Source organism: Haloferax sp. ATCC BAA-644, from assembly GCF_000336975.1.
GTDB classification, from domain to species: domain Archaea; phylum Halobacteriota; class Halobacteria; order Halobacteriales; family Haloferacaceae; genus Haloferax; species Haloferax volcanii.
The window spans coordinates 1-14734 of the sequence record NZ_AOLF01000015.1 but is presented as its reverse complement, the minus strand read 5'-3'; the positions used below and the strand labels follow the sequence as shown (position 1 = coordinate 14734).

Sequence of the window (14734 nt, the reverse complement as noted above, 5' to 3'; positions counted from 1 at the left end):
GCGGTGTGTCGTTCGCATTCATCCGAAATGCCTTGGACCACTTAAGGCCGTCGTATCGTGGCGACCCCCGGGACGGTGTGTCATCCCGGTGAGCGCCTGACGACCTTGGGGTCGGGGGCGTTCGGTGGAAGCTTTCGGGGGGAGTGCCCCCGTGCGCTTCTTCGCATTAGTCCGAATGCCCGGGATACATTTAACCTCATTGATTTAGTAGCTCTGTGAGAAAAATAGACACGAGGCGTGCCATAACTTCACGCGCGGTCAGTTGTGACATCAATTCGATCAAACGAGAAATTAGTGTGTTAGTTTCGCGTGCGTGCGAGCGCCGACAGAATCGACCCGTTGAAGTCGGTTTATAACGGGTCGCTTTATAAGGCCGGAGGTACGATTCACGTGCGAGCAATGAGTGGGCCGGCAGACTCCATCGAGATTCAGAACGTAGTCGCATCGACCGGGATCGGTCAGGAGCTCGACCTCGAAGCCCTCGCCGACGACCTCCCCGGTGCAGATTTCAACCCGGACAACTTCCCGGGCCTCGTCTATCGCACCCAGGACCCGAAAGCCGCTGCGCTCATCTTCCGATCGGGGAAGATCGTGTGCACGGGCGCGAAAAGTATCGACGACGTGCACGACGCACTCGGAATTATCTTCGATAAGCTCCGTGAGCTGAAGATTCCCGTCGACGACGAGCCAGAGATAACTGTCCAGAACATCGTTTCCAGCGCGGACCTCGGACACAACCTGAACCTGAACGCGCTGGCCATCGGGCTCGGTCTCGAAGACGTCGAGTACGAGCCGGAGCAGTTCCCCGGCCTCGTCTACCGGATGGACGAACCGAAAGTCGTTATCCTCCTCTTCGGTTCCGGAAAAATTGTCATCACCGGAGGAAAGCGGACGGACGACGCGGAAACCGCCGTCGAGGAAATCGTCGAGCGCATCGACGCGCTCGGACTGCTCGGCTAGGCGCTCCCGAACTATCCGATTTTTCGCCGTGCTAAGTGTCTGAACACCCGCAAGTGTGAAATGGCGAACAGTGTAACAGAGGTACATGAGTGTGCGGGAGGACGTAGCGTTTCTCGTTGGGTCACAGAGTCGAGAGGCGATTCTCCGGGCGTTGGCGGTCGAACCACGCCGACCGACAGCGCTCGCGGAACACTGTGACTGCGCCCGGGAGACGGCACAGCGGACACTCGCGGGGTTCTGTGACCGAGGATGGGCGAAAAAGAGATCCGACGGACTGTATCACCTTACGCCGGGCGGAACGATGGTCCACGAACAGTACGAGCGGTTCATCGAGACGGTCGAGTGCGCCGACCGAATGAGCGAGTTCCTGGCGAACGCCGCAGACATCTGTGAGAACGCCCCGCCGGGTGTCCTCGGTCAGATGAACATCACGACCGCCGCGGACAACGACCCGCACGCGCCGCTTAACAGGTACTTGACTATCGTCGGAAGCGAGCCGGTCGACCGCTTCCGCGGAGTCACGCCCATCGTGAGTCGTGTGTTCAACGAATCGGCCGAAGCGGTGCTGGGAGAAGATACCCGGATGGAACTCATCGTCGACCGCGGCGTCCTCGAGCGTTCGATGGACGCCTACCCGAACTCCTTCGAGCGTGCGCGGGACCTCGACCAGTTCGAACTTCGAGTCACCGAGGAGAACCTCGACTTCGGCCTGCTCGTAGTCGACGGCCACGGCCTCGTCTCCGCCTACGACGAACACAACAACCTGACGGCCCTCGTGGACGGCGACGCGTCGGAAGTCGTTTCGTGGGTCGAAAGCCTGTACGAGTCGGTCCGCTCGAAATCAGTGCCGATTGACCGCCTCGAACCGTAAGTCGATGCCGACAACCGGCGTGACCGGGTCGGTCACGCGTGAATATTCCAGTCACATGATGTTGCAATAAATTATAAGAGGCCACTCTACGGAGGTACTCCTGCGGTGGTCCGGCGTTCCCGCTAGCCGGTTCGGCCCTCACACGCCCCGGTCGAGAGTTCGACTCTCCAATCAGGAGTCCGTGTTCTCGATGAGGACGTCCCTCACCACGTCCGGATCCTCGAGCAGTTGGTGCTTGGTGTAGCTTCCTTCCGCGCTCCCGCCGCTGTGTTTCGACTGCTCGATGATGTCGAGAAAGGCGTGTTCTTTCAGGAGGTCTCGAACCCGCCGCAGCGACAGGCTATCGGAGCCCTGCTGTCGGCAGATGTTCTCGTAGACCTCGTAGACGCGGCTCGTTCGGAAGCCGTCCTGTTTTTCGTTCGAAAGCGAGAGGATGGCGAGCGCCTGCAACACGTAGCGAGAGTGCGGTGTCGACCCGCGAATCAGCTCGCGGAAGCGGTCGGTCTCCGCGCGCTGGCGCGCCTGCGTGACGAAGTTCTCCTTGACGGTACTCGCTCCCATGGACTGTGCGATTTCTCCCGCGTACCGCAGGATGTCGATTGCTTTCCGGGCGTCCCCGTGTTCGCGGGCGGCGAGCGCCGCGGCTCGCGGAATCGTCGATGGGTCCAACACGCCGTCGCGGAAGGCGTCGCTCCGGGCGTCCATGATGTCGCGAAGCTGGTTCGCGTCGTACGGTGGAAAGACGAACTCGCGCTCGCAGAGGCTTGATTTCACCCGCTCGTCCATTCGGTCTTTGTACTGAATCTTGTTGCTGATACCGATGACGCCGAGCTTACAGCCGGCAATCTTCCCCGCCTCACCGGCTCGCGAGAGCTGCATGAGGATGTCGTCGTCGCTCAGTTTGTCGATTTCGTCGAGGATGATGAGAACCACGTCGTACAGCGAGTCGAGGATGCGCCACAGGCGTTTGTAGTACGTCGATGTCGAAAGTCCCTTATCGGGGACTTTTATCCCGGTAATCGAGGTGTCGTTGACGCTGTCGGCGATGGTCTGGACGGCCTGCGTCTCGGTCGTGTCCTGCGCGCAGTCCACGTAGGCGAACGTCGCTTTCACGCCTTCCTCTTCGGCCGTCTCGACGAGGCGCTGGGAGACGTACTTCGCACAGAGCGACTTTCCCGTCCCGGTTTTCCCGTAGATGAGGACGTTGCTCGGGCTCTGTCCGAAGATGGCGGGGTTCACCGCGGTCGCGAGATCCGAAATCTCGTCGTCGCGACCGACGATGCGACCCTCGCCCGGGAGGTGGTTAATCTCCAACAACTCCTTGTTGGCGAAGATGGGGTCCTCCCGGGTGAAGAGGTCGTCGCTGGCGTTAGGCATGTTCGCAACACACCACGTTTCCGGTGAAAGGACTTACCATTCGACTCAGCACACACACACCACGTTTCCGGTGAACGCCCACGAGCCCCGGTTTCCCGTCCACACGAAACGGAGGTATTGATTCACCGGAAACACGGTGTGGGGGAGTCTACCTGACCCCACGAGGCCGGCTACTCTCACTTCGCGTCCCGCCTGAGGACGGAGAACGTGCACGAAGTCGACGAGTTACGTCGGCACCGACGCCGTGTGTGCGCTGTTGCCGGAAGCGGTCTGTGACGAGAGTCGGCTGTGAAGTTCCGTCTCGCCATGAATCGCTCAGATTCACGGGAGTTCGCGAGACCTCGTAGAACCTTCCAGAACGGACCGAAATCACGGACTGCGCTGACTCGCAAACTCCGGAAAAACACGCGTCTAAGACGAACGGTTCGATTCGAACAGTACTCGAGTTACGAGTACTTTTTTACTTCACGAGTGTATCAATGGACTTTAACACAGATATACTATTTAATTATTGCTACTCGTACTACATCGGAATCCCGACGCGAGTCGAGTGACTGCTGGACCGCGCCTGATGGACTCGCTTGGTTGACTCACCGGAAACGTGGTGTCCCATCTCGGTCTCCCGTAGTGTCTCTACTCCCCAGATAGAACTCTTATTGCGGGTGCTTTCACCGGAAACGTGGTGTGCCCATTATAAGTGGTTCGATTCGGGTGGCCCCGAAAATGAGGGAAAAGATACGAACGCGCACACCCGTGTTTCTATGCGTTTGCCGCTGGCAGGCGCGTGGTTCGGTTCACCGGAAACGTGGTGTGCGCGTGACTTCGCTCTCGTGACTCATCGGCTGTTCGACCGCTCTCCGACCCCCGCGGGACTCGCCTGCCCTGTATCGTATTTCACCGGAAACACGGTGTCTGTCAGCGTTGCTACGTTCTCCGCCGAGCCGGACGAAGCTGGCGACGGAGAGCTGGCCGGTGGGCGACCGACTGTCGTTCCCGTCCTTACGGCTCGTGGTATCCCGGCTCTGTGACCGAGTTTCCGGTTCTCTATCTTCCCCCTCATTCACCGGAAACGTGGTGTCTCTCCCCGTCTCACCCGGTCTCGGGATTCACCGGAAGCGAGGTGTGGGGTGTCGCGAACACGATGTGGTGAGTCGTCGACGACGACCGACCGGACCCGGCCGAGCCGTCACCTGCCGACACCGATGTCTACACCGGTCTCGGACCGGACTTAGCTCTCACTCGTTCACCGGAAACGTGGTGTGCATGCGACTCTCGTGCATCCGTGCGTAGCCTCCCGGAACGAGCCTCGGAACGTTCTCCCCCGACGGACTGTGTCGTTCCCGTGGCGTCAATGCAATTACCCAGGGGGACGAATCGGTAACGTATGCGTGCGCTCAGTCGCTTGTGGGTGCGCCTCGGCGAGGTCGTGTTTAATCGCGACGACGACGGAGCGTGGTCTCTCGAACGCTCCCGTTCGACGGAGACGCGGTGGTCGCGCCCGGGGGAGCGAGTCGATTGCTTCCGGTTCGACGACGGCTACGTGACCACCGTCCACTACGAAGACCGAGAGGTCACGTGGCAGTTGACTCCCGGTCAGGTCCCGCTCGCGAGCGCGCTCGCGATGGCGAAGCTCTACCTCGAACACGAACTGACGCCGCAGACCGACCCGGAGGGACGGCCGTTCGTCGGTCTCGCTGAACGGGGACCGGTTCAGGTCTTCGAGGAGATTCCCCCCGAGCCGGTCGAGTACGTCTATCTCGACGGCGTCCGGACGCTCGAAGAGTTCCCCGAGTTCCTCACCGTCGACGACGACTTTCGGGCCGTGTTCGACCGGATGGCTCCCGCGCGGTCGAGCACATCCCGATAGTATCGCCTCCGTCCCGATAACGTCGTTTCAACGGGGGACCGCTTCGACGAAGCCGAGTCGCTTCTGTCTTCTCGCACTCAGCTCGTTCGCTCCTCGCTCTCTCCTCGCTCTCCCTTCGTTCCTTCCGCCTCCGCTCCCCCTGAACCCTCGCCCCTCGCGTGCAGCGAGTTCCCTCGCTCGCGTCACGGGCCCCGGTGTCGCAAGCCGTTTCCCCGTCGCGACCGTATTCGACTTCGATGACTGCCGAGGACGAGGACCAAAGTCCTCCCGACGGAGACGGCGACATCGACGGGGCCGGCGCGTCCCGAGACGTATTCGACCGATTGGCCGACGTAACCGAGGTATCCGACGTGCCCGACGCGTCCACCGTCGACGCGGACCAACCGAGCGAAATTGACGACGGCGTCTCGCTCGCAGCGTTCTACGAGGCGCTCGAATCCGAGGGCCGGCCCGTGGTGACCGCCCAGCAGGTCGCTCGCCGCCTCGGCGTCTCGCAGGCGGACGCGATGGACGGGCTCGGCGCGCTCGCCGGTGCGGGGCGAGTCCAGCGGGTGAACGTCGAGACCGACCCGGTCGTCTGGTACCCGACCGAGTGGGGCGACCTCGCCTCGCGCGAGCGGGTCGTCCTCTTTCCGAAGCGCCGCGAAATCGTCGTCGACAACCCGACTCAGTACACCCGAGCGCGACTCTCGCAGTTTGCGCACCTCGCGGACACCACCGGCGACCGCGGGGACCGCGGTCGCGGTTACCTCTACCGCATCCGGCGGGAAGACGTGTGGCAGGCACCCTTCGACGATGTCGACTCGCTCCTCTCGATGCTTCGGTCGGTCCTCCCCGAGCGGTCGCCGCACCTCGAAGCGTGGGTCGAAGACCAGTGGAAGCGCGCCCACCAGTTCCGCCTCTACTCTCACGAGGAGGGGTACACCGTCCTCGAAGCCGCCACCGAGAGCCTCATGGGCAACGTCGCGCTCCAGAAACTCGACGACGACCACGTCTACGCCCCCATCTCGGACACCGAGGCGTGGGTCAGAGACGAGGAAATCGCGGCCATAAAGCGCATCCTCTACGACGCGGGCTACCCCGTCGAGGACGACCGCGACCTCGAAGAGGGCGAGGAACTCGACGTTACGCTCGGCGTCGACCTCCGCGACTACCAGCGAGACTGGGTCGACCGATTCGTCGACCAGCGCGCCGGCGTCCTCGTCGGGCCGCCCGGCGCGGGGAAGACCATCGCCGGTATCGGCGCGCTCGCCGCGGTCGGCGGCGAGACGCTGATTCTCGTGCCGAGCCGCGAACTCGCCCGCCAGTGGCGCGAGGAACTCCGCTCGACGACGGACCTCGACGCCGACCAAATCGGTGAGTATCACGGCGGCGCGAAAGAGATTCGCCCGGTCACGATCGCCACCTACCAGACGGCCGGGATGGACCGCCATCGCTCGCTTTTCGACTCGCGGCGTTGGGGGCTCATCATCTACGACGAGGCCCACCACATCCCGAGTCGCGTCTTCCAGCGGAGCGCCGATCTCCAGTCCAAACACCGCCTCGGACTGTCGGCAACACCCATCCGCGAGGACGACAAGGAAGCCGAGATTTTCACGCTCATCGGCCCGCCCATCGGCACCGACTGGGGGAAGCTCTTCGACGCCGGCTACGTCCAAGAGCCCGAAGTCGAGATTCGCTACGTGGGCTGGGGCGACGACATGGCCAGAAACGAATGGGCCTCCAGCGACGGCCGCGAGCGACATATGCTCGCCGCGATGAACCCCGGGAAGATATTCGAGATTCGTCGGCTCCGCGCCCGCCACGCCGACTCGAAGGCGCTCGTCTTCGTCGACTATCTCGACCAGGGTGAGGCGATTGCCGAGGCGCTCGGCGTGCCGTTCGTCAGCGGCGAGACCCGCCACCACCGCCGCGAGGCGTACTTCGAGGCGTTCCGCGACGGCGACCTCGACACGCTCGTCATCTCCCGTATCGGCGACGAGGGCATCGACCTCCCGAACGCCGGACTCGCAATCGTCGCCTCCGGCCTCGGCGGCTCTCGCCGGCAGGGTTCCCAGCGCGCCGGTCGAACCATGCGCCCGACGGGGAGCGCGCTCGTCTACGTGCTCGCCACTCGCGGCACCAGCGAGGAGGACTTCGCCCAGCGCCAGATGCAACACCTCGCCGGGAAGGGTATCCGCGTCCGGGAGACGAGCGCAGACGACCTCGACACCGAGTCGGACGGCGGTGATACCGACGCCGACACCGACGCCGACACTGACACCGAAGACGACGAGTCGGACGGGGCTGAGTCGGCGTCTGCGGACGGCGCTGAGTCAGCGACGACCGACGAGTAATCACCCGTCGTCGGGCGCTTCGCCGCCCGGAATGAGAATTCTTAAGTCTACCCGTGGATTGAGATTCTCTTGACCGCTCTTAGCTCAGCCTGGCAGAGCAGCCGACTGTAGATCGGCTTGTCCCCCGTTCAAATCGGGGAGAGCGGACTGAACTTCAACACTCGCGAGCGCAGCGAGCGGTGTTGAATGTGAAGGGCTTCTCGACCCGATTTGAGCAGCGAGCAACGCGGAGCGTTGCGAGTGAGTTCAAATCGGTGAGCGCGGACCGTCTTCTCTCGTACCGGCCGGTTCACACGGTCACTCCCGACCGCCCCACACCACCTTTTCGACCAGTTCGACGGTCATCGGCCCGTCGACGCGAAGCTGACACGAGAGCCGCGGGTAGCCGAACCGCGCCGCGAGGTCGTCGTGCCAGTGGTCGGGCGTCGGCTCGCCCGAGCGAACCCGGACGCCGCACGTCGCACAGAGGCCGCGCCCGCCGCAGTTCACTCGCTTCGTGAGCCGCGCGTACGGTGAAATACCCGCGTCGAGTAATGCGTCGCGGAGGACGGTCCCGCGTTCGACTTCGAGGTCGGTAACGTGGTCGCCGTCGGTGTCGCGGACACGAACCGTATCAGTCGAGTCAGCCGGGTCGCACTCGGTTCGAGCCCGGGGCTCGCGGTCGCTCATCGGTCGGTCGTTCGGGCCGACGCGACATGGGCGTACCCCTCGGACCGGCCTCCCGTTCAGTCGCCTCGCCCACCCCTCCCGCTCGCGGCTCTCCCGTCATCTATGTAGAATCCATACCCGAAGATATCAGTATTATAACGGCTTATGACGGGCGGATTCGTAAGTGAGTGTGATGGTGACCCTCGCGTCCGCGCCGGTGTTGGTGAACGTCCGCGTCGAGATGAACGACCACGAGACGATGACGGTCGAACTGCACGAGACGAACGAAACGCGCCACCTTGTGGCCTACGAGTCCGAGCGCATCCGCGACACGCTCGCGTCGCTCCCTGAAGGCGCTCGCGTGCCCGTCGAGATGGTCCGCGCCGGCTCGCGCTCGAACGTCTGGAAGGCCGTCGCACTGCACGGCCGACAGACGCCCCCCGCCGACCAGTCGGCGCGCACGGCGAACTGAGTCGTCCGCGACCCCGTCTTTCGCCCGCCGTTCGTTCCCGCGTCGTCGGCTTATCGCACCGGCTTCACCGGAGGCAAACCGCCGGTGCTATACTCCTCGCCCGTGTCGCGCACCGCAATGAGCTTCGTCGCCGAGGTGGAAGTCCGGTTCCGCGACCACGACTCGTTCGGCCATGTGAACAACGCGGTCTACGCGACCTACTGCGAACAGGCCCGCGTGCGCTTCTTCGAGGAGGTGTTGGACACCCCGCTTTCCGACCCGCACATCGTCGTCGCGCACCTCGAACTCGACTACCGCGCGCCAATCGAGGGCGTCGGCACCGTCGAGGTGGAAGTCGAGGCCGGCGAGCCCGGCGGAAAGAGTTTCCCCATCTACTACACGCTCTCCTCCGAGGGCGAGGTCGTCGCCACCGGCGAGACGGTTCAGGTCGCGATGGACGACGAGGGCCGCCCGACCCGCGTCCCCGACCAGTGGCGCGAGGCAATCGCCGACCAACCGTAGCGTCCGGCCGCCGCTCGCACCGCGTTGTCTCTTGGAGCGGTCTAGAACGACACCGGTTATTCGACCGACAGAGCCGAGACAGGAGAATTAAATACTCTCGTGATAATCTCTGGGTATGCCTCGGGGAACACTAGAACGCGCACAGTCGGCGGACGCCGACGATGAGACCCCGCTGTCCCGAGCAGGCGAACGCGTCCTCCACATCGGACGCGACCGGCCGATTCGCATCAGCGCCGGCCATCGTCTCCTCCACCACGACGGCAAGTGTAGCCGCCCGCACGGGCACAACTACGAGATTTCGGTCCGCGTCGTCGGCGACCTGACCGACGAGGGCTGGGTCGTCGACAAGGGCGTCGTGACCGACGTCATCGACGAGTGGGACCACCGCTTTCTCGTCGAATCGGGCGACCCGCTGGTCGAGGCGTTCGAGCGCTCCGGCGACGCCGACGGAACGGTCGTCCTCGACGCGCCGCCGACGGCCGAGGTGATGGCCGTCGTGCTCGAAGAGAAACTGCTGGCGGCGCTCCCCGACACCGTCTCCGAGGTCTCGGTCTCGGTCAGCGAAACGTCGGAGCTCTGCGCCGGCTTCTGATGCCCGTCTCCGACACCGTCGCCCGCGACGATGCTGACGCCGAGGGCGACCGCCTCCCGATAAACGAGCTGTTCGCGTCGCTTCAGGGCGAGGGCAAGCTCGCCGGCGTTCCGAGCACGTTCGTCCGTACCAGCGGCTGTAACCTCCGCTGTTGGTTCTGCGACTCCTTTCACACCTCGTGGGAGCCGACTCACGCGTGGCTGAGCCTCGACGAAATCGTCGCCGAGGTCGAGTCGCTGTCCCCCGAGCACGTCGTCGTCACCGGCGGCGAACCCCTCGTCCACGACGAGACCGACGCGCTCCTGTCAGCGCTCGCCGACGACTACCACCTGACCGTCGAGACGAACGGGACGCTCGAAACCGACGCGCCGGTCGACCTCGCCAGTATCAGCCCCAAACTCGCGACCTCGACGCCGACGCCCGACAACGCCCCGGACGACGTCGACCCCGGCGTCTGGACCGAGCGACACGAGAACGCCCGCGTCGACCTCGACGCGCTCGCCTCGCTGGTCGAAGACGCGGCGGAGTTCCAACTGAAGTTCGTCGTCACCGGCCGCGACGACCTCGACGAGATCGAGGCGCTCGTCGACGACGTGCGCGGCGTCGCCGCCCGCGAAATCCGCGACAGCGACGTGTTGCTCATGCCCGAGGGACAGACCCGCGAGCAACTCGCCCGCACTCGGACCGAGGTCGCGGACCTCGCGGCGTCGTTCGGCTACCGCTACACGCCGCGACTCCACGTCGACCTCTGGAACGACGCGCCCGAGACCTGAACGCCCACCGAACGAACCTCGAATCCCGCCGAATCCCGCCAAACGTCCGCTAAACGAACCCCGAACACACCACGAACGTTCCACGATAACGATGACGACCGAACCCACGTCCGACGACAAACGCGCCGTCGTCCTCCTCTCCGGCGGCATGGACAGCGCGACGACCGCCTACGAGGCGAAGCAACGCGGCTACGAACTCTACGCGCTCCACACCTCGTACGGCCAGAAAACCGAGTCGAAAGAGTACGACTGCGCCCGCGCGCTCGCCGCCGAACTCGACGCGCAGGACTTCCTTCACATCGAGACGAGCCACCTGAAGCAGATCGGCGCGTCGTCGCTCACCGACGACTCGATGGCCGTCGCCGACGCCGACATGGACGCCGACGAGATTCCGTCCTCGTACGTCCCCTTCCGAAACGCCAACCTCCTGTCGATGGCCGTCTCGTACGCCGAGGCGAACGACTGCGACGCCGTCTTCGTCGGCGCGCACTCCGAGGACTACTCGGGCTACCCCGACTGCCGGCCCGAGTTCTTCGACGCCTTCGAGACCATGGTCGACGTCGGCACGAAACCCGACACGACCATCTCGCTCGAAGTCCCGTTCGTCCACGACTCGAAGACCGACATCGCCCGCCGGGGCCTCGAACTCGGCGTCCCCTTCGAACACACGTGGTCCTGCTACCGCGCCGAGGAACCGGCCTGCGGCACCTGCGACTCCTGTGCATTCCGCTTGCAGGCGTTCCAGAACCTCGGCGAACGCGACCCGATTCCGTACGCCGAGCGCCCTGACTACGCGGACGGCGACGCCGACCCCGACGCGGCGTAGCGTCGCCCCGCACGCTGACCACTCCGCGCTCCGTGCGCCGACGAGACGGAGAGAGTTCGCCCGCGTCCCGACCTGTCTCCTCGCGCCCCTTTTTCACCGACCTGCGCGAATCCCGCGTCATGAGCGACGAGAAACGCCGAACCGCCGCCCAGTTCGGGAGCGCCGCCGAGTCGTACTTCGACAGCGAGGTCCACCGCCTCGGCGCGGACCGCGAGACGCTCGCGTCGTGGTGCCGCGGTGCGACCCGCGCGCTCGACGTGGCGACCGGGGCCGGCCACACCGCGGGCGCGATAGCCGATGCCGGCGTCTCCTCGGTCGTCGCGGCCGACGCCGCCCCCGAGATGGTCGCCACCGCGGTTCGCGAGTACCCCGTCGCGGGCGTCGTCGCCGACGCCGAGCGCCTTCCCTTCGCGGACGATGTCTTCGACGCGGCCGCCTGCCGTATCGCCGCGCATCACTTCCCCGACCCCGAGGCGTTCGTCGCCGAGGTCGCGCGCGTCCTCGAACCGGGCGGCGTCTTCGCCTTCGGGGACAACGTCGCGCCCGAGGACGCCGCCCTCGCCGCGTTCCTCAACGGCGTCGAGGTCCTCCGCGACCCGACTCACGTCGAACTCCACCCGGTTTCGCGGTGGCGCGAGTGGTTCGCGGCCGCGGGCCTGTCGGTCGAGACGGTCGAGACCGCGGCGATACGCCTCCAGTTCGACCCGTGGACCGAGCGGACGAACGTCTCGCCCGCCGACCGAGACGAACTCGAACGTCGGTTCCGCGAAGCGCCCGAGGAGGCGAAAGAACTGTTCGACGTGGAGTTCGACGGCGACTCCGTCGTCTCCTTTGCCAACCCGAAGGCGCTGATTCGAGCGCGGAAGGAGTAGGTCCGCCGCGTCGGCTCCGTGACTGACAGGCGGACGCCGACCGGCGTGGACCCACAAACGGTAAGCGGACCCCCCGCGACGTGGAGGTGTGTCACCGCCCGACTCCGACGCCCCCATCTCGCCGCTCGCGGGCCTCGGCATCGCCGTTCTCGCGGTCAGCACGAGCGCCGTCCTCGTCCGCTGGAGCGCCGCGCCGAGCCTCGTGAAGGCCTTCTACCGGGTCCTGTTCACCGTGGCGCTGCTCGCGCCCGTCGCGCTCGTCCGCCACCGCGACGCGCTGGCGACCATCTCGGGGCGGGACCTGCTGGCGGCCGGGGGCGCGGGCGTCGCGCTCGCGGCCCACTTCGCGTCGTGGTTCGAGAGCCTCAACCACACGACGGTCGCCGCGAGCGTCACGCTCGTGCAGTCCCAACCGCTTTTCGTCGCCGTCGGCGCGTGGGCCGCCCTCGACGAGCGCGTGAGCCGTCGCACCGCAATCGGCATCGGCGTCGCGCTCGCGGGCATGGCGCTCATGTCCGTCTCCGACTTCCTCACCGCCGGCGGCGCGCCGCGGCCGCTTCTCGGAAACGGACTGGCGGTCGTGGGTGCCGTGACGGCGGCCGCCTACGTCCTCACCGGCCGGAGCGTCCGCAGCAGGGTTTCCCTCGTCCCCTACGTGGTCGTCGTCTACTCGGTTTGCGCCGCCGCGCTCCTCGTCGTCGCGGTCGGCCGCGGCGACCCGCTGACTGGCTATCCGCCCCGCGAGTGGCTCCTGTTTCTCGGGATGGCGGTCGGCCCCGGCGTCTTCGGTCACACCGTCATCAACTGGGCGCTCGCGCACCTCGAATCGAGCGTCGTCTCCGTCTCCCTCCTCGGCGAACCCGTCGGCAGCACGATTCTCGCCCTCTTTCTCCTCGGTGAGATTCCCACGCTCCCGACCGTCCTCGGCGGGGCGGTCGTCCTCGGCGGCATCTACGTCAGCGCGTCCTGACCTGTCCCGGCCGATGCGGGCGGTTCCGAACCCGGACACTCGTCCGAAGACGCGTCGGTTCGTCTCCCGCTCCGAATCTGTTATCGGCCCTGATAACCGCGTCACAACGCTCATTACGGTGAGCGGTCGCTACATCGTATGGACGACGGGCCGGGGGCAGACGTACGCGTTCTCCACGTCGATGACGAGCCCAGTCTGACGGACCTCGTGTCGATTTACCTCGAACGCGAGGCGGGCGACGTGGACCTGTCGGTCTCGACGTCGAACTCGGGGGCGGATGCCCTCGAACGACTCCGACAGGAACGGGTCGACTGCGTCGTGTCGGACTACGATATGCCCGACATCGACGGGCTGGAGTTCCTCCGCGCGGTCCGTTCGGAACACCCCGACCTCCCTTTCATCCTCTTTACCGGCAAAGGCTCAGAGGAAGTCGCCCGCGACGCCTTCCGCGTCGGCGCGACCGACTACATGCAGAAAGACACCGGCACCGACCAGTACACGGTGCTCGCCAACCGGGTCGTCAACGCCGTCTCGCAGTACCGCGCGAAGGCGGCCTCCGAGCGGTACGGCACTGCCATCGAGGTGCTCGACAGCGGCGTCTACTCGCTCGACTCGGCGGGGCGCTTTACCTCCGCCGACGGCGTCTTCTGCGAACTCACCGGCTACGACCGCGAGGCGATTATCGGCCGCGAGTTCGCTGACCTCGCCGCGGAGGCCGCCGACGAGATTCTGTCCGCTTTCGAGCGGGTCGTCTCCCCGAACGCCCCCGACACGGAGCGCTTCGAGACGGTGCTGTCGCCCGGCCCCGCGTACCCGCACGACGACGACCTCCTCTGTGAGGGCCACCTCGCGCTCCGTCCCACCGAAGACGACGAACCCGCCGTCATCGGGACGTTGCAGGACGTGACCGAGCGCCGCCGCCGCCGGAACCGACTGCGCTACGAGACGCGCCTGAAAGACGCCGTGTTGGACACCTCCACGTCGCTGATGAGCGCCGAGACCGACGAAATCGGCACGAAAATCGAGTGGACGCTCCAGTCGGTCGGCGAGGTGGCCGACCTCGACCGCTGTTCGGTCTATCTCTACGACGACGAGACGACCGTCGCCGCCCGGATGCACGACTGGCGCGGCGGCGGTCGACGCGAGCACCCCGAGCGCGTCGCCCTCGAAGACGCCCGCTGGCTGCTCGAACGACTCCACCGATTCGAGAACGTCCGCCTCCATCGCGTCTCGGACCTCCCGCCCGAGGCGTCGGACACGAAGCGCGTGCTCACCGACGCCGGGACCGGCGGCTTCGTCGCCGTGCCGATGGTGTCGAAGTGGGCGCTCGTCGGCTTCGTCGTCTTCGACGTGGTCGAGACGAGTCGCTCGTGGACCGACACCGAAGTCGACCTCCTGCGCTCTGTCGGCAACAACGTCACGCACACGCTGGCCCGCCAGCGACGCGAGCGCGAACTTCAGCGGCAGAACGACCGCCTCGAAGAGTTCGCGTCGGTCGTCTCACACGACCTGCGGAACCCCCTCAACGTCGCCAAGGGGTTCGTCGAACTCGCCCGCGAGGAAGGCGACGTGACCTACCTCGACCGCGCGCTCGACGGCGTCACCCGGATGGACACGCTCCTCAACGACGTGCTCACGCTGGCCAGACACTGTCTCTTATACACATCTC

General features: G+C 65.5%; 14 protein-coding genes and 1 tRNA gene. 13 read left to right on the top strand and 2 right to left on the bottom strand.

Translation table 11 applies throughout. The features are described 5' to 3' along the window. Nucleotides 1-399: 399 nt before the first annotated feature. Nucleotides 400-960 (top strand): TATA-box-binding protein, encoded by a 561-nt coding sequence (locus C458_RS07770; RefSeq protein WP_004041616.1) that lies wholly within the window; start codon nucleotides 400-402, stop codon nucleotides 958-960. 301 nt (nucleotides 961-1261) lie between these two features. Next, complete coding sequence (locus C458_RS07765; RefSeq protein WP_008574609.1) at nucleotides 1262-1831, top strand: hypothetical protein; 570 nt, start codon at nucleotides 1262-1264, stop codon at nucleotides 1829-1831. Nucleotides 1832-2002: 171 nt separating this feature from the next. Here C458_RS07765 and C458_RS07760 read toward each other — a convergent pair whose 3' ends face one another. Next, nucleotides 2003-3208 carry a Cdc6/Cdc18 family protein gene (locus C458_RS07760; RefSeq protein ID WP_004063115.1) on the bottom strand — a complete coding sequence of 402 codons (1206 nt, stop codon included), beginning with the start codon at nucleotides 3206-3208 and terminating at the stop codon, nucleotides 2003-2005. 1384 nt (nucleotides 3209-4592) lie between these two features. Here C458_RS07760 and C458_RS07755 point away from each other — a divergent pair. The 3 genes from C458_RS07755 to C458_RS07745 all read left to right on the top strand — a co-directional run bounded on the left by C458_RS07755 (nucleotide 4593) and on the right by C458_RS07745 (nucleotide 7558). Next, the gene (locus tag C458_RS07755) at nucleotides 4593-5075 is read left to right on the top strand and encodes a hypothetical protein (protein WP_008574605.1); all 483 of its coding nucleotides are present in this window, start codon (nucleotides 4593-4595) and stop codon (nucleotides 5073-5075) included. Nucleotides 5076-5311: 236 nt separating this feature from the next. Next, complete coding sequence (locus C458_RS07750; protein ID WP_008574604.1) at nucleotides 5312-7411, top strand: DEAD/DEAH box helicase; 2100 nt, start codon at nucleotides 5312-5314, stop codon at nucleotides 7409-7411. A 73-nt stretch (nucleotides 7412-7484) separates the two neighbouring features. After that, nucleotides 7485-7558, top strand: a tRNA-Tyr gene (locus C458_RS07745). A 150-nt stretch (nucleotides 7559-7708) separates the two neighbouring features. Here C458_RS07745 and C458_RS07740 read toward each other — a convergent pair. Next, nucleotides 7709-8080 carry a 2Fe-2S iron-sulfur cluster-binding protein gene (locus C458_RS07740; RefSeq protein WP_008574602.1) on the bottom strand — a complete coding sequence of 124 codons (372 nt, stop codon included), beginning with the start codon at nucleotides 8078-8080 and terminating at the stop codon, nucleotides 7709-7711. A gap of 172 nt (nucleotides 8081-8252) precedes the next feature. Here C458_RS07740 and C458_RS07735 point away from each other — a divergent pair, with 172 nt between their 5' ends. From C458_RS07735 to C458_RS07700, 8 genes are all read left to right on the top strand, one after another. Beyond that, nucleotides 8253-8531 (top strand): hypothetical protein, encoded by a 279-nt coding sequence (locus C458_RS07735; RefSeq protein ID WP_008574599.1) that lies wholly within the window; start codon nucleotides 8253-8255, stop codon nucleotides 8529-8531. A gap of 117 nt (nucleotides 8532-8648) precedes the next feature. Further along, nucleotides 8649-9032 (top strand): thioesterase family protein, encoded by a 384-nt coding sequence (locus C458_RS07730; protein ID WP_008574598.1) that lies wholly within the window; start codon nucleotides 8649-8651, stop codon nucleotides 9030-9032. Between the two features lie 115 nt (nucleotides 9033-9147). Then, nucleotides 9148-9624, top strand: a complete 477-nt coding sequence (locus C458_RS07725) for a 6-pyruvoyl tetrahydropterin synthase family protein (protein WP_004041608.1) — start codon at nucleotides 9148-9150, stop codon at nucleotides 9622-9624. Further along, complete coding sequence (locus tag C458_RS07720) at nucleotides 9624-10397, top strand: 7-carboxy-7-deazaguanine synthase QueE (protein WP_008574594.1); 774 nt, start codon at nucleotides 9624-9626, stop codon at nucleotides 10395-10397. The genes C458_RS07725 and C458_RS07720 overlap by 1 nt, the downstream gene beginning before the upstream one ends. 91 nt (nucleotides 10398-10488) lie before the next feature. Beyond that, a complete protein-coding gene (queC, locus tag C458_RS07715; protein ID WP_008574591.1) occupies nucleotides 10489-11223 on the top strand; it encodes a 7-cyano-7-deazaguanine synthase QueC in 735 nt (244 codons plus the stop codon). Nucleotides 11224-11342: 119 nt separating this feature from the next. Then, the gene (locus C458_RS07710) at nucleotides 11343-12095 is read left to right on the top strand and encodes a class I SAM-dependent methyltransferase (protein ID WP_008574590.1); all 753 of its coding nucleotides are present in this window, start codon (nucleotides 11343-11345) and stop codon (nucleotides 12093-12095) included. Nucleotides 12096-12183: 88 nt separating this feature from the next. Next, nucleotides 12184-13065, top strand: coding sequence for a DMT family transporter (locus C458_RS07705; protein ID WP_008574589.1), 882 nt, complete (start codon nucleotides 12184-12186; stop codon nucleotides 13063-13065). Nucleotides 13066-13203: 138 nt separating this feature from the next. Then, nucleotides 13204-14734: response regulator (locus tag C458_RS07700; RefSeq protein WP_008574588.1), on the top strand; the 1531-nt coding region annotated here is incomplete at its 3' end.